Source organism: Pelagibacterium nitratireducens (assembly GCF_037044555.1).
GTDB lineage: Bacteria > Pseudomonadota > Alphaproteobacteria > Rhizobiales > Devosiaceae > Pelagibacterium > Pelagibacterium nitratireducens.
This window is the reverse complement of record NZ_CP146275.1, coordinates 277,945-296,143: the sequence shown is the minus strand read 5'-3', so window position 1 is coordinate 296,143 and position 18,199 is coordinate 277,945. Positions and strand designations below refer to the sequence as shown.

17 protein-coding genes and 2 pseudogenes are annotated in these 18,199 nt (G+C 57.3%); 8 read left to right on the top strand and 11 right to left on the bottom strand.

Translation table 11 applies throughout. From position 1 onward, the window contains the following. The 3 genes from istB (at position 1) to V6617_RS01525 (ending at position 1,928) form a co-directional block, all read left to right on the top strand. The gene (gene istB, locus V6617_RS01535; RefSeq protein WP_338608603.1) at positions 1–783 is read left to right on the top strand and encodes an IS21-like element helper ATPase IstB; all 783 of its coding nucleotides are present in this window, start codon (positions 1–3) and stop codon (positions 781–783) included. A gap of 116 nt (positions 784–899) precedes the next feature. After that, positions 900–1,190 (top strand): DUF6634 family protein, encoded by a 291-nt coding sequence (locus V6617_RS01530; RefSeq protein WP_338608602.1) that lies wholly within the window; start codon positions 900–902, stop codon positions 1,188–1,190. 453 nt (positions 1,191–1,643) lie between these two features. Next, complete coding sequence (locus V6617_RS01525; protein WP_338608601.1) at positions 1,644–1,928, top strand: hypothetical protein; 285 nt, start codon at positions 1,644–1,646, stop codon at positions 1,926–1,928. Between the two features lie 157 nt (positions 1,929–2,085). On the opposite strand, the gene V6617_RS01520 is transcribed toward V6617_RS01525, so the two are convergent. The 8 genes from V6617_RS01520 to V6617_RS01485 form a co-directional block, all read right to left on the bottom strand. Continuing rightward, positions 2,086–2,280: a hypothetical protein gene (locus V6617_RS01520; protein WP_338608599.1), complete on the bottom strand. Its 195-nt coding sequence runs from the start codon at positions 2,278–2,280 to the stop codon at positions 2,086–2,088. Positions 2,281–2,707: 427 nt separating this feature from the next. Then, entirely contained in the window at positions 2,708–3,046 is a 339-nt protein-coding gene (locus V6617_RS01515) for a hypothetical protein (RefSeq protein ID WP_338608598.1), read from the bottom strand. 153 nt (positions 3,047–3,199) lie between these two features. Next, the gene (locus tag V6617_RS01510) at positions 3,200–4,633 is read right to left on the bottom strand and encodes a mannose-1-phosphate guanylyltransferase/mannose-6-phosphate isomerase (protein WP_338608597.1); all 1,434 of its coding nucleotides are present in this window, start codon (positions 4,631–4,633) and stop codon (positions 3,200–3,202) included. Positions 4,634–4,638: 5 nt separating this feature from the next. After that, a complete protein-coding gene (locus V6617_RS01505; RefSeq protein WP_338608596.1) occupies positions 4,639–6,066 on the bottom strand; it encodes a phosphomannomutase in 1,428 nt (475 codons plus the stop codon). A 51-nt stretch (positions 6,067–6,117) separates the two neighbouring features. Further along, positions 6,118–8,265 carry a GumC family protein gene (locus tag V6617_RS01500; RefSeq protein ID WP_338608595.1) on the bottom strand — a complete coding sequence of 716 codons (2,148 nt, stop codon included), beginning with the start codon at positions 8,263–8,265 and terminating at the stop codon, positions 6,118–6,120. Positions 8,266–8,300: 35 nt separating this feature from the next. Next, entirely contained in the window at positions 8,301–9,107 is an 807-nt protein-coding gene (locus V6617_RS01495; protein ID WP_338608594.1) for a metallophosphoesterase, read from the bottom strand. Then, entirely contained in the window at positions 9,104–10,504 is a 1,401-nt protein-coding gene (locus V6617_RS01490) for an O-antigen ligase family protein (RefSeq protein ID WP_338608593.1), read from the bottom strand. The genes V6617_RS01495 and V6617_RS01490 overlap by 4 nt, the downstream gene beginning before the upstream one ends. Continuing rightward, positions 10,505–11,185, bottom strand: a complete 681-nt coding sequence (locus tag V6617_RS01485) for a hypothetical protein (protein WP_338608592.1) — start codon at positions 11,183–11,185, stop codon at positions 10,505–10,507. It abuts the gene before it with no gap. 251 nt (positions 11,186–11,436) lie between these two features. Here V6617_RS01485 and V6617_RS01480 point away from each other — a divergent pair, with 251 nt between their 5' ends. The 3 genes and pseudogenes from V6617_RS01480 to V6617_RS01470 all read left to right on the top strand — a co-directional run. After that, a complete protein-coding gene (locus tag V6617_RS01480; protein ID WP_338608590.1) occupies positions 11,437–12,021 on the top strand; it encodes a transglutaminase-like cysteine peptidase in 585 nt (194 codons plus the stop codon). A 240-nt stretch (positions 12,022–12,261) separates the two neighbouring features. Continuing rightward, entirely contained in the window at positions 12,262–12,573 is a 312-nt protein-coding gene (locus V6617_RS01475; RefSeq protein ID WP_338608589.1) for a hypothetical protein, read from the top strand. A gap of 262 nt (positions 12,574–12,835) precedes the next feature. Continuing rightward, a pseudogene (locus V6617_RS01470) lies at positions 12,836–12,937 on the top strand (integrase core domain-containing protein); the annotation flags it as partial. Between the two features lie 183 nt (positions 12,938–13,120). Here the strand turns inward: V6617_RS01470 and V6617_RS01465 are convergent. Both V6617_RS01465 and V6617_RS01460 read right to left on the bottom strand, forming a co-directional pair. Next, positions 13,121–14,380: a sugar transferase gene (locus V6617_RS01465; protein ID WP_338608587.1), complete on the bottom strand. Its 1,260-nt coding sequence runs from the start codon at positions 14,378–14,380 to the stop codon at positions 13,121–13,123. Positions 14,381–14,571: 191 nt separating this feature from the next. Beyond that, complete coding sequence (locus V6617_RS01460; protein WP_338608586.1) at positions 14,572–15,339, bottom strand: glycosyltransferase family 2 protein; 768 nt, start codon at positions 15,337–15,339, stop codon at positions 14,572–14,574. 91 nt (positions 15,340–15,430) lie between these two features. Here V6617_RS01460 and V6617_RS01455 point away from each other — a divergent pair, with 91 nt between their 5' ends. After that, on the top strand, positions 15,431–16,393 hold the full coding sequence (locus V6617_RS01455) for an EpsG family protein (RefSeq protein ID WP_338608585.1): 963 nt from the start codon (positions 15,431–15,433) through the stop codon (positions 16,391–16,393). Positions 16,394–16,407: 14 nt separating this feature from the next. Here V6617_RS01455 and V6617_RS01450 read toward each other — a convergent pair whose 3' ends face one another. Continuing rightward, positions 16,408–17,217 (bottom strand): hypothetical protein, encoded by an 810-nt coding sequence (locus V6617_RS01450; RefSeq protein WP_338608584.1) that lies wholly within the window; start codon positions 17,215–17,217, stop codon positions 16,408–16,410. Positions 17,218–17,474: 257 nt separating this feature from the next. Between V6617_RS01450 and V6617_RS01445 the strand changes: the two are divergent. Beyond that, positions 17,475–18,100 (top strand): annotated as a pseudogene (locus tag V6617_RS01445) (IS481 family transposase); the annotation flags it as partial. Positions 18,101–18,199 lie beyond the last annotated feature (99 nt).

Here is an 18,199-nt window from a genome sequence, read left to right as displayed (position 1 = left end):
ATGCTGACACATCCCACTCTCGAGCAGATGACGGCCCTGGGCCTGACCGGTATGGTCGAGGCTTGGAAGTCCCTGGCCGAACAGGATTCTGGACAGGCTCTCGATCGCAATGAATGGCTTGGCCTCATGCTCGATCGCGAGACCAACCACAGGGCCGACAAGCGGTTCTCCAATCGGGTGCGCAATGCAAAAATGCGCTTCCCCAACGCGTGCATAGAGGATGTCGACTTCTCGGCAAACCGGGGACTGGATCGGCGCCAGATCCTCTCGCTTGCCCAGGGCGGATGGCTCAAGGCTCATGAACAGATCATCGTCACCGGACTGACCGGAACCGGCAAAACGTGGTTGGCCTGCGCCTTCGGGCATCAGGCTGCGCGACTGGACTACTCGGTATCCTACGTGCGCATGCCCCGCCTGTTCGAGGATATGGGCATGGCCAGGCTCGATGGTAGATTCCCGCGTCTCGTCGACAAACTCGCCCGCGTCCAGCTCCTGGTGCTCGACGACTGGGGCACCCATACCCTCACCGATCAGCAGCGCCTTGATCTGCTCGAACTCTTCGAAGAGCGCTACCAGCGCAGATCCACAATCATCACCGCCCAGCTTCCGGTCTCGGGATGGCATCAGATGATCGGAGAACCCACGATCGCCGACGCCATCCTCGACAGGATCATTCACAATGCGCATCGCATCGAACTCAAAGGAGACAGCATGAGACGAAAAACAAACCGCACCGGCTTGACCCCGGAAACAAACACCGAAACCATGGCCAACAACACCTAACCGCAGGACGAAGATCAACCCTGCCCAGACTGTCCGGGAATTAGTGAAACCGGTGTCCGGGAATTTGCGAAATCACTGTCCCGTATTTTCGAAATCCGCACCATGAGGGTTGTCTCATGAGCATTCTCCCACGCGAAACGATTATCGCCGGACTCGAGGCGGCACGAAAGATCAAAGAGGGGCACCTGCCCACCGATGAGGACCTGTCCGATGCGCCCATCCTTGCCGATTGGGCCATAAGCGATAACGCCAATGAACTGGTTCGTCTGGTTGGATGGGTAACGGGCCATCCGCTGCTCGATGATGGGTGGATCACGACCAGTGTGCTCTTGGCCATCGACCCCGAGCGCAAATGGGCCCGAACCGTCAGCCGATTATATAGGCTCGACAAGCCGCTGGGCGGTTAGTGCTGGCGCCGGCCCAGTTCCCAAATCCATTGATGGCGCTTAGCGGTCATCGGCGCTTGATCTTGCGGCGGTCATTTCACCAACCGGCCAGACTGGATTTGGGAACGGTTGCGGACTGCATCGGTCACCGATCTGGTTGCGTCACTGAACCGGTCAGCGGCAAACCTCAATTTGGGCTTGTCGCTTGCAAAGATTCGGGCGACGCTTATGCGTTACCAAGGACCAGAGACGATGCCAGCACACATTGACAGTCAACAAACATCTACCTTCCAGAACATAGATCTAACCGGCGTTACCAGAACCGAGTTCGAGTATTTGAGACGCATGTACCCCTTAGAATCAGGGCAGCCCTTCCCCCAACGCTCACAAGTGATCGAAGGAGCCGCGAGGATTGCAGCCGTCGATGTGGTGTTTGAGCCCTGTTTCCATGAGCTTAAGACGGGCTCTGCTGCTTTGATCAGCACGCTCGGCACGCTTGACGATTTCGCGTTCCTCTGGCTTTTGGAGATGGTTCGCCGCTGCAACCGGCTCGTGGAACGCCAGGGCGAGGATGCGGGACGGCTGTTTTACCAGTCCCTGGCCACGCCCATAAAGGTTGGTCGTGGTGGAGATCCCCGTTCGAGCACCAACCCCAATTCCTACGACACGCTTTTTGACGACATCGACGCGAGCCATTTTGCATTGCGCCAGCGCCTCGCAAAGATCAGGCGCGGACAAAAGCGTGATCGCTCTGCATAGGATACCATCAGCTCGGTATCGACTCTAAGGATGGCACGTTAAGACGTCTTCGCCTTGCCCTTATAAAAGGTGCGGAAAGGCCTCTTGGCGCACATGCCGTTCTTGACCTTTTTGTTCCCTGCTCGCCCCGTCCTGCCCTGAGCGCGTAATGGGAAAGCTAATCGCGCTTTATAGGCACCACATTTGATGAGTGGTGGCTCGCTTTGGCGAGCTCGGCAAGTCTGACCGCAGTGAAAGCGAGCAACTGGTCGAGCTGATGATCGTGGTACTGGTTGGCCTTGAGCAACAAGGTGATGGCGTCGAGCTGGCGCCCGGCCTCGGCCAGCACATCAAGCCTGTCCTTGTCTTTCATGGGACCAACATCGGGTTGGAGCCGATACCGGGTTCTGGCTTGCTCTGGCCTGCCATGGTCAGCGCTCCGGGACAAAATTTAAAAATCTTTGATTGCTGATGGGCCGGCCCGATTGCTTTGGGGGATCTATGCCGGCGCGATATCGCAATCCTGACACCATGCACGAGGATAGCCCCCAATCCCAATGCTCGCGCCCCCTGGCCGCTGCTATCGTAAATCAAAGGTTTAGAGGTTACCGCATTTGACGCACCAGGCCCGGCGTTGACCCGATGATCTTGACGGTATCTGGCCCATGGTCGCGCAGGTCGCACACCGCGCGAAAAAGCTCAAGGGTTGTAGCTAGGTGTGACGATATCGATCAAATCGGACCGGCGTGCCGCAGGGATCGATCCTGTATTTTCAGCGATTGACGGGGGCGAAACCTGGATTACGCGTCTGGCTTTAACGCGGCCTCTAGCCCCGAAAAAAGCTCAAGCTGGGCCTTGAGTTCGACAATGCGTCGCCTTGCCGCTTCAGCGGAAGCTTCAAAGCTCGAGATTTCGGCTTCGTCTGCTTTGGAGCGCTCGCCATACTCGTCACTATTGGCCAAGACTGATGCGGCCCGCTGATAGGCTTCATCCATGCGCCGCTGCAAACCGGCAATTTCGCGCTCTATTTCTGCGGTTTGGCGGCCAAGCACGCCAAGGACCGCCTGGCGCCGTCCCAGGTCGGTTTGCCTGTCACGGTCGGGTGCACGGGTCTGGAATGCAAGGAAAGGGCGGAACATTGTGTCTCAAAGGTTGGGCGATCACCACAACAGGATGGCCGGTTATGGTTAAACTTGTCTCAACGCCAGCTTGCATCCCCGATGCCTGTATCGAACTTTTCCCGGAAAAATTTCAAAATCGGGCTGCGTGTTCGGGATCGTTTCGGCCGACTGTCACCCCCGTCCGAACTCATCCTCGATCCTGATGATATCGTCTTCGCCCAGATAGGAGCCGGTCTGAACCTCGATCAGCTCGAGCAAGATCTTGCCCGGGTTGGAGAGGCGATGGATGGCCCCTTGCGGGATATAGACGCTCTCGTTCTCGCGCAGGGTTTTGGTTTCTTCGTTCACCTGCACTTCGGCGGTGCCCCGGACCACCACCCAGTGCTCGGAGCGATGGAAGTGCTTTTGCAGGCTTAGCCGCTTGCCGGGTTTGACGAACAGCCGCTTGACCTGGAAGCGCTCGCCATTGAGGACCGAGGAATACCCGCCCCAGGGGCGATAGCTCGTCTGATGGGTTTCGGTAAGGTTGCGGGTTGCCGGATCGGCTTTGAGGCGCTTGACCATGTCGCCAACAGATTGGGCCGAGGATAACCGTCCCACATAGATCGCGTCCTCGCTGGCCAGCACCGCGACGTCATCGAGCCCGTCGACCACCACATGGTGCTTTTCAGAAATCACCAGCGAGCCCGAGATCGCGTTGAGGGTCACGGGGCCGATTTCGAGATTGTCGTTTTGGTCACGCGCCCGGCTTTTCCACACAGCATCCCAGGACCCCAGATCCGACCACTCTATTGCTGCAGGAACAACGGCTGCCCTTTTGGTTTTCTCGAAGATCGCATAGTCGACAGAGATGTTGGGGGCTTGAGCAAAGCTTTCCCCATTGAGCCGGAGGAAGTCGAGATCCTTGGTTGCCTTATCAACGGCACTGCCCACAGCACTGGCAAGCTCGGGGGTGAGCGCTTCACATTCTGAGATGAACACATCTGATGCAAAGACAAACATGCCCGAGTTCCAGAAATAGCTCCCCGCATCGATCATCTGCTGGGCCCGTTCGGCATCGGGCTTTTCAACAAAGCGCACAACGGCTCTGGCGCCGCTCTTGGTGTCCTCACCTGCCTCGATATAGCCAAACCCGGTGGCCGGCTCGGTGGGCGCAATCCCGAAGGTGACAAGCGATCCAGCTTTTGCTGCAGCCTCGGCCTGATCGAGTGCCGTGACATAGGCGGTGTCGATCCCGATCTTGTGGTCCGAGGGCAGCACATGAACGATTGCGTCCGGTTGATCTTTCGCAGCGACCAGCACTGCAGCGAGAATGGCCGGTGCGGTGTTGCGGGCCACAGGCTCAAGGACAATGTCAGCAAGCGGCAATCCAAGCTCGGAGGCCTGTTCGGCGACAACGAAGCGATAGTCTTCATTGGTCACGATGATCGGGGCGCCATAGCGGGGATCTGAGGCCAGCCGCAAGAGAGTGTCCTGGAACAGGCTGTGCTCACCCGCAAGGGTCAAAAACTGTTTGGGTCGTGATGAGCGTGACATCGGCCACAGCCGTGTTCCCGTGCCTCCGGCAAGAACGATCGGGGTGATGCGCCCTGTTGTGTGTTCCATACCCATCACTCCTTGCGTCCAAAATGCTGTTTGAGCTTTGCCATCATCGTTTCCAGGAGCCGATCAGTTGCCTCGGCCGTGTCGGTCTCGACATAGCATCTGAGTTCTGGTGCGTTGCCCGACTGGCGGAAGTGAACGATCGATCCGTCAACCAGAGTCAACCGCGTCCCGTCGGTGGTGTCGATCGCCGAGATGTCGGAAAGGATCGGATCAAAAACCGTCCGCGTCACAAACGACCCCGCCATGATGTCACAGAACTTGCTGCCCTCTTGCGGCGCAATCTCCTTGAGCCGCGCCGCCTTCATGACCCGGGGCGGCAGCGTAGCGGCAAGGCGCGAGACCGGTTCACCGGCACTCTTGCTCGAAGCGAGCACCGCGACGATGGGCAACACCGCATCCCGTGTCGGCAAGGGATCCAGTATCCCTTCATCGAGGCTGAACGGTGTTTGCACGAGAAAGCCGCCATTGGCTTCAAACCCGACGATCCTGTCTTGGCCCTTTGTCGCTGCCTGGTTCATCGCCTCGACAACGAACGGTGAGCCGATCCTTGTGCGGGTTACAGTCTCGAACCAATCGCTCAGCTCAATGCCGCTGGTCGAGGTCAGAGGGGTTACAATCGTCCTGGCCCCCAGGAACCGGGCGGTCAGAGCGCCCATCACATCCCCATTGATCTGGTGTCCGGTTTCATCGAGCAGCAACGGCCGGTCGCCATCCCCGTCAGTGGAAACGATCGCATCGAGACCGTGCGCTTTGAGGGCGTCGCGCATCTGGACCATATGATCGGCGCTCACCGCCTCGGTATCGACGGCAACAAAATCCTCGAGGTGGCCGAAGCACACACAGTCTGCCCCGAGGCGTTCGAGAATGTCAGAGAGAAGATCCCGACCCACCGCGGAATGGGCAAAGACCCCAACGCGCAATCCGGAAAGGCTGGAAGCGGAAAAGCTCGAAATGAAGCGGTCGGTGTATTCTACCGCAACATTGTCTTCGACGGTTGGCAGACCGGCAGGGGCAAAACTCCAGCCCGCAGCCAGAATGTCCTCTGCCGCCGCACCGATCGGGGCTTCCTCGGATTTGAGCAGCTCGCCATCGGGGCGATAGAACTTCAAGCCGTTATAATCGGGCGGGATATGGCTGCCCGTCACCATGATCGCCGGGATACCCCGCTTGAGCGCAAAAGCCGCCAGTGCCGGTGTTGGCATCGCCCCGCCATAGATCGGTCGCCAGCCGCTGGCCGCTACTGCCCCGGCAACCATTGCCGCAATCGCAGGGCTCGAAGCGCGCAGATCTACCCCGATCGCCACATCCTGGGTACCGGCACCCGAACAGCCCGTTTCGAGAAACGCGCGCACATAGGCGCCAGCCACATCCGGGGTAAAGCCCGAAGCCAGGCCGCGAAGTCCCGAGGTGCCGAAATTGACGGTGGATCGCAATGACACCGTCATACCGCAAGAACGCGTTTCTGGTCCGCCAATTTTACACAATCAGCCGTCATAATAGTGCTCATAGCTCTTGCCGTAGCGCGATTGAGAGCGAACCTGCTGATTGAGCACGCCCAGAATTGGTGCATCGGGGTTCTTGGCCTGTTCAAGTCGCGACAAGGCGCTGCGAACCTCTGCCTGGGCGGTCGACGACCAGCGCACCACAAAAAGCAGGGCATCGGCATATTGGGAAAGATAAAGTCCATCCACCACCGGCAGGACCGGCGGGGTATCAAGAACCACCACATCGAAATTCTTGATCGCCGCCCCGATCAGACGGGCAAAGGCGCTGCTGGTAATGAGCTGGTCTGTGGGGATGTCGGAGCGTTTGGACCCCACAAGTACGCTTAGCCCGGTCTCCTCGTCGCGCAGGATGATCGATGACAGCGATTCTGTTTCGGTACGACCTGCCAGATATTCGAAAAGCCCCACCTCGGATTCAATGCCGAGATTTTTGTGAATGGCTGGCCGGCGAAGATCGCAGTCGATAATCAACGTGCGCTTTCCCGACTGGGCATAGGCCCGCGCCAGAGACAGCGCCACCGTCGTCTTGCCTTCGTCGGGCACAGACGAGGACACCATCACCACAACGCCTTTCTGCCCTTCTCCAACCGGCTGATCGAGCGGAGCGGCCATCGTCTTGCCGCGTCGGAGATATTGGTCGACAACCGCTCGCGCCCGCCGGATCGATTCCGAAAATTGCGAGAGCGGAGCAGAAATCAGGGTGTCTGCTGCCGAATCTGATTCCTGGGAAAGACGTTGGAGAGGGATATCGCCGATCACCGGCATGCGCGTCACCAGCGTCAGCTGGCTTTCACTGGTAAAGCCGCCAACGAAATTTTCGTAGACAAAGGCCAGTCCCACGCCCAGACCAAGACCGGCAAGGCCCGCCATGAGCAAGATCAGGCGCGTGTTGGGAAAACTTGCCGATGAGGGCGGCAGGGCCCGGGACACGATCCGACTGTCCGCGATCTGGAGCTCGGACTGAACCTGCAAATCCCCCGAACGAGCCAGAAGCGACTGATACTGGGTTCGAGCCAGATCGGCGGACTGCTGAAATTCATAGAGCTGGGTTAAAACATCGACCGGCAGATCGCTCGAGAGCACATCGGACCGGATCTGCTGACGCAGCCCGCTCGCCTCGTTATCGAGTTCTGCAACTTGGGAGCGAAGATCGGTCAACTCCTCGTTGGCCCGCTCCGCCAGTGCGGTTTCAACAGCAGCCAGTTCCTGGCGCAGATTGATAGCCGTCGGAGAATCGCCCGCAGCGCTTGAAAGATTGGTCGCAAGGGTCTGGCGCTGCGTTTCGAGCGCGGCCAACGCTTCAGATTCAAGTTGTGCGACAAGCGTTGCCCAATCCCGTGAGGCGGCCGCCGCACTCACCGTCTGGCTCAGGGCCTGCAGCTCCTCGCGTGAGCCTGTTACAGATTGCAGATCGGTGCGCAGATCGGCCACCGAACTGCCAGGATCAGCGGCCAGTTGGTCGATATTTTCACTGATAAAGGAATCAAATTGCTGTTCGGATCGAACGATGTTTTCGCGGGCGAGTTGCAGACGGGCCTCAAGAACATCTCGGGCCGCAAGAACCCCCTCGATCTTTGATTGCATCTGGTCCTGGATATAGGCTTCGGCAAGAGCATTGGCCAGCTGTGCGGCCTTTTGCGGATCTTCCGAGCGGGCCTGAACCGAAATCAGATAGGTCAGACCCCGGCGCTGGACCGAGACTGCATTTTTCACCCTGTTGAGAACGCTCTGAACCGCTGCATCGCCTTGGGGCAAATCCGCATCACCAAGACGCAAAAAGGCCAAGACCCGATCGCGCAGCCCCAGCCGCACACCAAATTCTTCGTCCGAGAGCAATCCTTCGCGTTCGATGACATCGAGCAGCACGGTCTCGGAGCGCAAAATCTCGACCTCCGAATCCACCCGCGCATTCTCCGCCGACGCACTCGATACCTGCGCCTCGGGATCGATCAGCGCATTGCGAGAAGTATCGACGAGAACCAGCGTGGATGCCGAAAAGATCGGGGTCAGCGCAAAGACTGCGATGCCGGCGATACCCAGACAAACAACCAGCGTGGCGACAATCAAGCTCAACCGGCGGCGCAGCAGGTTCAGGATGCCCCGAATATCGATTTCTTGTTCTTCCATAATCTTTCCAGATTCGCGAGAGGAGGACGTGGTGGTCAATTGTGCTGGCTCGGCCCTGATTGTTCAATGATTATCGGCTCTTGACCAGTCCTTAAACAGACCGCCGTCAGACGCCCGCTTGCATAGGCGCCCGTATCGATAGCAATCCGTGTCGGGGTCACGATGGGCGTTTCGACAATGGTGTGGCCATGGACGACGCAATAGTCGGTTTCAGCCTTGTCGTCTGCGGGGTCATGACGGTACCAGCGGAAATCCTGGTCGCTCTGGTCCTTGAGCGCCACACCGGGACGCAGACCCGCATGCACCAGCACATAGCCGGGCACCTCGATCATCACCGGCAGGCCCGAAAGAAACTTGACGTGTTCATGAGGAATATAGCTCTCGAGAATGGAGCGATTGGTCTCCCAGCTGCGGGCAGCCGGATCGAGCTGGGAAACGCTAATGCCATAAGAGCCAAGCGTTTCAATCCCGCCAAACCGACACCACCATTCCATGGCCTCGGCGCTCTCGAAGGCCTCGAGCATGGCTTGCTCGTGATTGCCCGAAAGGCAAAGGCGTCGAAACCCATATTGGGAGGGTTTGATGACATGTTCGAGAACCTGTGCGCTTGATGGCCCACGATCGACCATGTCGCCAATCAGAACGACCCAGACAGTTTCGTCGACCATGCCTGCATGAGCGGCAATCTTTTGTTCAAGCGCCTCAAGCAGGTCCAGCCGACCATGAACATCGCCAATGACATAAAGAGCGCGCGGAAACCGGGCGCTTGAAAGTCGCAACGCACCTTCGGGGGCGCCTTGGGTTTGGGGGGCACCAAAGATCCGGGCGAGCAATTTTTTCATTGTGCCTTTTGCCGCCGGCCATATTCGGTGATGCTGGCCAACCCCAGAGCCAGCAATGCTGCAAAAAACAGCGCGTTGGCCTCCATTTCCAGCGAAAAATCGACGAGTGAATGGAGTGCGGCGGTAATGATGATGCCCAGGGAAGCCAGGGGCAGCACCCAATCTGACCTGCGGCGTATGACGAGCGCTATGCAACGAAGCGCGATTCCGAAAACGACGATCAACGGTATTGATCCAAAGATCACGCCATATTCCATCCACAGCGCCAGGTAAGTCGAGTGCGCCTTGTCCCAGACAAGGTCCGGACTGACGGGCAAAGCATGAAACAGTGGGAACGCGGCCTCAAAACTTCCCCCGCCGAACCCCAAAAATGGCCGCGAGCTGATCATATCGACGACCTGCCAGTAAAGCGCGGCCCGCACGTCAAAGCTCTGCTCGACACTTCCCAGTCGCTCAAAGGTCCCCGATCCAAAAAGGACTGCAGCAGCGACAGTCAGCACCAAACCCAACACCGCCATCGTGAGAGAAAGCCGTGGCAAGCGGCGACCGACCTTTAAAGCAAAACCGACCGCGACAACCAGGCTTCCGGCCAGACCTGCCGCCAACCCCATGCGCGACTGGGTCGAATAGAGCGCGACGAGCAAAAAGCTCAGACCGACGAGCACCATCATGATGCTGGCGATCGGCACCTGCCGGCTTTCAAGACCCTTTTCGAGCGCCTGAGCGGCAAGGGCTGTGCCTAAGACCAGACCGAACGCCATGAACGTTGCATAAGAATTGCGATTAACGAACGTGCCGGTGGCCGATCCAAGATATGCCCACTTTTCAAGGAAAAGCACCGTGTCGCCAAACTGGGTCAAAGCCAAGAGCCCATAGAGCGCATGGACCACGGTCACCCAGAACAGGGCAATGGCAATAAACCGCGCCCGTTCACGATTGGCGCTCACCTGCAAAACGAGAAAAAAGAATATTCCGAAAGTGAGGAACTGCACCACGCTGTGCAGGGACGAGCCGGGTGCAATCGAAAGGGTCGACGACGTCACCTCGATGCCCGGGGCTTCAAAAACCGTTGTCACCGGCAAAGCAAACTGAATGATGGCATAAAGGCAAAGGACAAACCAAAGGCCTGCAAGAATGGCGACATCGGAGAGCGCAATCCTGAAGGTCTCCCGACGCCAGACCATCATGATGCCGTAGATTATCCCGGCTGCGCCCACCACCAACCCATTGATTGCCCAAAAGACAGGCCGATTGGCGCCAAGGGGAATTGGCGCAAGGAAAAGAAACGCGATCAGGACAATGGCAAGAACATGATTGAGCCGGGCCTGCCCTGATTTGGCCCGCCTTCCGCCCGTTGTAGCGCGTGTAATCTCAAACCCGGAAATGTCGGTCGTCATCTAGGCCCCAACCCCGATAGTGCGGGCTTCCGCGCGGACAATAGAAACGAAACGGCGCTGAATTTCGACGGGCAGTGTTTCAACCACGGCCGTCACGCGCTCACGAAAATCGGGATTTGCCACATAGCGCGCGGCGATCGAGCGGATGCCCCGACGCGATTGCGCCAGAAGCGCCAGATCGGCGAGATGGCCGGCCCGGACGTAGTCATCGAGCGCGTCATAGTGGACTTCGGCAAGGCTCACGCGCCGTTCGGCAATCCATTGCTCGTTGGGGCCAAGACTTTGCGAGCGTTCAAGGGCATCCCGCGCAGCGCCACTATTGTCCAGAGCGAAATGGGCAATCGATGCAACGAAGTGTCCATAGCTCAGACTTGGAGCCTCAAAGAGAGCCTGTTCTGCCGTTTCAAGGCACGAATTGGCCACCGCCGACTTTCGCGCTGTCGGAGCAAGCTGGAACGAAAGCCGGCTCATGGTTTCATCGCAGATTTCAAGCGCGACATTGGTGCCAAAGATCGAAGGTGGAACCGGGGCCGGCTCTGAAACAAGCCGGTCAAATATCTCTGAGCGCGGCGCAAAAGAGAACTCGAACGGCGCCATCTCGCGCGCGACAAGATATGCCCCCGATGATCCGAGGATCAGGGCAGTGACAATCAGGACCAGGCCATTAAAAAGTGAGGACATCGAATACGCGCAAAACCCATATTTTCGGACCATGTGCAGATCGATTGCACCGGGTCAAGCGCCAAGGCCGCATAGAGTTAAGCCTGAGAAGGCATATCCCGACTTTTTCCATTTGCATCAAATTGTAATCAAACAATCGACAAGTTTGAAATGGGGGGATGTCAGGATGGTTCCCAGCAGAAAGCTTTGGGGGCGCTGCGGGGGTCTGAAGGACCCTTTTGTGGGCTCCCGTTTGTGGAGAACCACCGATTATGCGTATCGCGTCCTATGTTTCCGGCGCCGTTCTGGCGCTCACCCTCGCCCTGGCATCAGCCCCGTCCTTGGCCCTTGCTCCCCAGCCCACAGATCGCACCGGGCTCTCGGGTTCGGTCATGCGGATTTCAACCGCATCGGCAACCGCAGCTCCTTTGGGTCTGCAGATCTTTTGCATGACATCGCCGTCCTATTGCGCTCCGGCCCCCGCCGCCCAGCTCCAGATGGACACCAATCTGATGAGCGCGCTCAATACCGTCAATCGCGCGGTCAATTCCTCGATCCGCCCCCAGAGGCGTTCGACCCAGGTCTGGACCGTGGGCGCACGGGTTGGCGATTGCAAGGACTACGCCATGACCAAGCGCGCCCAGCTGATCGCCCGCGGCGTGCCCGCCGGCGCCCTGCGCCTGGCCATCGGCTTTACCGCCCGCGGTGAAGGTCATGCGGTGCTCGTTGTGCGCACCACGGCCGGCGATTATGTGCTCGACAATCTCACCAGCCAGATCAAGCCCTTCGACCAGACCGGTCACACCCTTGTCGCCATGTCGTCCAACGATCCGCGGCGCTGGAACTCCATTTCCTGATAGCCAAGCCGACCGGTTCAAAACCGGCCGGCTCATGTCCTCAAACCCTTGGGGGCTTGTTGTCCCTTTCGAAAAGCGCGGGGCCGCAATCGATCGGGACAAAACACCCCTTGTTGCAAGACCCTCGATTAACGCTAAGCGGGGGAACGCGTGGCATCGGGACCGCTTATCATCCTATGCTTGCCCCCAAAAGGGACCGGGCAGACCAAACGAGAACCGACAGGGACACACAGGCACACAATGAACCCTTCATTGCTCGATCAGGCTCAGCCGATCCTCATCATTGCCGTTCTCGCCGGGCTCGTTATCGGGGCTGTGGTCTTTGTCGGCGCCAGGCTCCGGCTTGCCGGCCATCACAAGACCGACCGGCAGCAAGGCAGCGGCACCGATGCCGCCCAGCCCTCAAGCGTCGTGCAAGCGTCCGGCCAAGCCAGCACCCCGACCCGTCCGCTCGTACCGGCAAGGCGCCCCCTCTCCAGAGACACCCGCCAGAGGGCGACAAATCTCATCGACGACATCGCACGGTTCTATCAGGATCGCCACACGGGGTGATAGAAATTCGAGAGATGTGGTTGAAGCTCTGGTGCACCCATGCTTTCAACTCAATCGGGAAATCCGACGACGCCAAGGTCAGTGGAGTTGGACCGATTGCCATCGACCTTGGCAAGTGTTTTGTGCTCTCCGCGGGATTTCAGCGTCCGCCAGGACTGATGCGCCCGCATGGAGCCAGCAACATCCCCATACCCGGAGACGGTTAGTGCCGCAATCGAATATACTTGACCAAACCGGCCTCTTCCGCTCCTGAGTTTGACACAATTGGCGTAGAGACTACAACGAAGTTCGCCCACACAGCGCCATCGGAAACAAACCCCCGATATCGCTCATGAACGCATCAGGGGCAGCCGGCCCGCCCTGATCGTTCATCCCCGGAAATTCCGCATCCGGGTGGTCCAAAGTCGGGTAGCAGCTCAGATGGGCCAGAGTCTATTTCTGGCTGGATTGGCTCCAAGGGGCAACGTCACTTTCCCGATATCGGCATTCTTGAAAACCGGAGCGTCCGCACATTCTGCGCCCGCTTGCCGCTTGTCCGACGGTTGCCCTACCGGGCACCAGAACCGAACAACACAGTTCGCGCCGTCTTGAAGAGGATCAGCACGTCAAGGTCGAAGGAAAGGTGCTTGATATAGTAGAGATCGTAGGAGAGTTTTTCGATCTCTTCATCCACCGTGCCGGCATATCCGGAGTGAACTTGGGCCCAGCCTGTAATGCCAGGCGGAACCAGCGAACGCAGCTCGTATTTCGGCTGGACTTGCGCACTGGAGCGGGCCACATATTCAGCTACCGGCCGGGGACCGATCAGGCTCATATCGCCTCGCAGTATATTGTAAAGCTGGGGGATTTCATCGAAGCGCAATTTGCGAATCATACGGCAGCCCGGAATGATCCGTTTGTCCCGCACACTGGTCGATCCGCCCTCAGTACCCTTGTACATGGTGCGGAACTTATACATGCGAAAGCGCCGCCCGCCATAGCCACGTCGGACCTGCACGAAGATCACCGGCATGCCGTTGCGCAGACCGATGTAAGCGGCCACCAGAGCGGCGATGGGAAGGGTTACTGGCAGGCTTACGAGCACCGTCAAAATATCAAGCGTGCGCTTCACGCGGGCGTAAAAGAGCTGGCTGGGAGAATAGGCGAGATGGGAAATCTCAAAGCTAGGCACATCCAGTCGACCGCTTCGAACCTCTCGGAAGCTGGCCCAAGGAACGATCTCAATACCGCGGAGATAACAATTGGCGAGAAGCGAAGACCACTTTTCAGTATGATGTTCGTGAGGATCGATGAGCAGAATCTCTATATCGGGAATTTCCGCGGCGGGGTCGCGTACAACCGAGATGTCCCCAAATTCTGCAGCGAGAGCATCTGCATCAACGAAATCTGTGAGAGCCACCTTCGACCCGATCGTTCGCTGGAAGCGGGAATTGGCATAGGCCATAACTAATATGATAGCAGGGAAACAATAGAGCAGTCCCTGGTAGCTGACCGGAATTCGCAAGGCCGAGAGGACACTTACCGCGACGCTGAACAGGCCGGAAGTGATGAGAATCGATGTAACCATCGCCGACTCATGGCGGCGCAAACCGGCGAGAACCGCTGATGCAACTAGCGGCACGCAACCTATCGCTAAAAGGACGAGGTAGGTGTTGTGCCAGTCTGAGCGCCCGGATCGGGAGATGGTGGCGATGTAAATAACACATGCCGTAAGAATGGCGGCTATCGCGGGAAAAAAAAACGCCTGCAGTTCTCGGAAATATCGGTGTCGACGACTCCTTGCGCCCTGCGCCGTGATGTAGGACAAGTCACGAGCCGGATAGTTCGGCAGTGGCCGGCGCCGTCGCCGAGAGCTCTGATTGGTTCTTGCCATGGATGCCGTCGATCTGGTGGGCTTGCGAAGTACGCCCTGGGGGTCACTTCAGTGGCCGGAGGGTCAGTCAGAGCCCCTCTTACAGAGAGACGAGCGATGCCTACAGCGATTTCTGATACAACAACCTAGATGTGGTTGCCCAGTCTAGGACGAACGTATGTGTTGAATACGCCATTTATCGCATAATGAGCAAAATAATAGCTAGAGCGGAGCAGGCCAAGCTTTTCGATATCGCGATAGACGGACCATGTGTATTTCGCCGCGTTTAGCTTATTGGACGAGACAGAATTAGCCCGCACGCGATACTGAGCAAGGCTGTCTGCCAAAGGAACTGCGCGATCCGTCATCTTGAGGATTCGCAGCCACAGCCCCAAATCCTGGCGTTTGCGGATATCAGGCATATGGACCTTACCGAGTTTTTCGGTGTCGTATACCGCAGTGAGACATCCAATGACGCAAGATTTTAACAGGTCATGGTAGGTCACCGGCTTTTCCACATGATGGATGTTGATGAAGTTCCCCACTTCGTCGATTCGGTCGTAAGAGCAGAAGGTGAAAGCTAGATCATGTTGCTGCATGAACGCGATTTGTCGTTCGAGCTTTTCAGGTTTCCACAGATCATCGCTGTCAAGAAAGGCAATGTAGCGGCCAGTGGCGGCTTCAATAGCGGCGTTCCGTGCCTTGGCCGCGCCAAGATTTTTTTTGCTTTCGATCAGCCGGATGCGGGAGTCCAAGCGCACATAGTCGGAAATTATGGAGACGCTCTGGTCAGAAGAGGCATCGTCTGAAATCAACAGCTCCCAGTCCACAAGGGTTTGTCGGATCACCGATTCAATAGCTTCAACTATGTGGTCGACGCTGTTAAAGCTCGCCATGACAATTGTGACTTTCAATGGTCAATCCGGTTCTTGAAACATGGTGTTTAGAGCCAAAGGCATTTGGGCACTGTTTTCTACGTTTGACCCACACAGCGAAGGCCGACAAGTGGAACTCGTCCTATACACCTCCGTCGTGCTCATAGCGATTTCCTTCAGCTACCGCACTACGCCTATTGGGAACAGGGCGGCTTTTGATATCTTTGTTGTTGCGGGCTTCTTCGTCCTTTCGACGTCAGTCCGATTGGCAGAATTTGATGCTGATATTCAAACCTATGCTCAGCGCATGGAAGAAACCGCGCTTAATTTCTACTACCTCCGCGAACCTGTTGTTTGGCTTGGCCATCGCTTGCTGTTTGGAATCACGCGCTCTCATGTGATGACGTTGGTTGCTTCCGACGTGATTTTCTTTTCCTTGGTCGTTCGATCGTTCCGCAGGTTCGGTCTGCCTCAGTACGCGATCATCGCCTTTATCGCCTTCTTTCCTTTTATATTGGGGATGCAAAATGTCTATCGTCAATGGGTGTCCAGTTGCTTGGCGATTTACGCGTTGTCGCTCGCTGACCGCCACTTGGGTCGAGCAGCACTCGCCTTCTTGCTAGCTGTGCTAAGTCATAACGTGGCTGTACTTTTCTTCCCGATCGTGTTCAGCCGGCTATCATCTTCCCTTCGCCTCTCCGCTCTGATGGTGGGCACGCTTCTAGTGCCGGCGGCACTTCTTCTGGGCGCAGAAACCAAGTCTGAGTCATCGACGGGGCTAAGGCTGGAGCATTTTTATCTATTCCTAATCAGCATGGCGGCCGTGGCCACGTTTTCGCTGCGTACGATGACCTGGAAATCCTGGACACTAACCGCCTGCGTGTTTTCCACCTATGTCGTCGCATGGTCGACGGCCACTTTGTCTTCAGCTGGCTCGGAGAGAGTGGCGCTGTTTGCCTTGACGCTCCTCTATCCATCGCTGGTTCTGTCGATTGAAGACAACTTGGTCGACAAAGCCGCCGCGCGAATCGCACTCTCTGGGCTTGGATTTTTGCCTGTGATACTGTTTGATGTGCGAACATTCATAATATAGCCCGAAGGCTATGGTTACCGCTTACGGCGCATAAGCAATGAGTCAGTAATTCGGTCCAACTTCGCTTTCTGGTCTGGATGCCGCAGCATTTCCACGAAGCAATTTCTTAGAAGCATAATGAGTAGCATGAAAAATGCTGCTGAAAATCCTGCCAGTATCGCATAGATAGAATTGTTCTGGACGCCGACCAGATCGATAGATCCCGGCGTTACGAGAACCGCAGGTCGCCCGGTGCCATTCTGCTTGACCATCAAGTCATATCTGGTCAACTTTAAGTCAAGCTCTTCGGCTCTTAGTTGCTGTGCCAACGAAAAGAACGGCGCCAACACAACGTCGGTTGAACCACGTGAACGCATGCTGTCGATGGATCTATCAACCGCCGACAGAGAGCTGCTGATCTCCTCCAGGCGCGCCTCGATTAGAAGGTTGGCTGACTGGGTTGTACTTTCATCTTGTTCTTCGGTCCAAGATTCGATGGAGATGGCGTATTGCCCAAGTGCCGAACGAACGTCCTCTGCAGTATGCCCATCGAATGTGACTCGCGTAGAGGGCCCAATGCCCCACAGATCTGTGACGAATGCGTACCCAAATGTACCCCGTGCGTCAGATAAATTCTCGTCCAATTGCTGCACGGCCAATGCCTGCGCGGGGGTGGCGGCGACTACCATTTGACCTTGATAGTAGCCCGATTGGCTGGGAAATAAGAAGTGTACCACTACAGCTGCAGCGACGCCGCCTAACACAATTCGAATCCAGCCGGAAGCAGCGACCTCCAATATGTCCAGGAAACCGACTTCCTCGTCGTTTCGGCTCTTGTCGCCCACGGCCACTCCTCTCTTCTTAACGGCACATTTGCTGCAATCCAACATATATGCGCCCCAAACTCCCGTCGAGTTTAACGAGCGTTCTCGGCTGATGTTTGGCCAAGACTGAGTACTCCTCCCAGTTCGAAACTCCGGCAACTGCAATCACTCCAATCTTCTTTGACAATTGCGGGGCTTTTTGCGTCCGCCGAACCTGGTGCCAATTCGACTAGGGACTTTGATGGTGCACTCTTTTCGCATGAATTGAGGGATGCACTATGGGCCAAGTTCTTCACGGCAGCGCCACCACGACGGAGGCGGTCCGTCGAGCGATACAATATAGTCAGGAGAGCCTGAGGGCTCTGGCTAAACGCTACGGGATCCACCAGAAGACCGTGGCGAAGTGGAAGCAGCGGTCGTCGGTCGCAGGATCGGGCCCACGGAGGCCCATTCCACAGTGTTGTCACTGGAAGAAGAGGCGATCGTCATCGCCTTCCGCAAGCATACGCTGCTGCCGCTCGATGACTGTCTCTACGCGCTCCAGCCGACCATCCCGCACCTGACGCGCTCATCGCTGCATCGCTGTTTGCAGCGTCACGGCATCTCGAGACTGCCCGACGTAGAGGGCGACAAGCCGGCGAAGAAGAAGTTCAAGAGCTACCCGATCGGCTATTTCCATATCGATATTGCCGAGGTGCAGACCGCCGAAGGCAAGCTCTACCTCTTCGTCGCAATCGACCGGACCTCCAAGTTCGCTTTCGTTCAGCTGGTCGAGAAGGCAACCCGCGTCACCGCGTCCGCCTTCCTCGTCGCTCTGATCGAGGCGGTGCCTTACAAGATCCACACCGTGCTCACCGACAACGTCCTAAGAGCGGAAAGAAATGGGGCAGACCGGCAAAGTTTCTCTGTTCGTCAGCATGCTCTCGCTGCGTGACGCTCGTCAAGTTGCATTGTCGAACCAGGCGGCTTCCACCGGCAAGGGATAAGGTCTCGTCCATAGCAA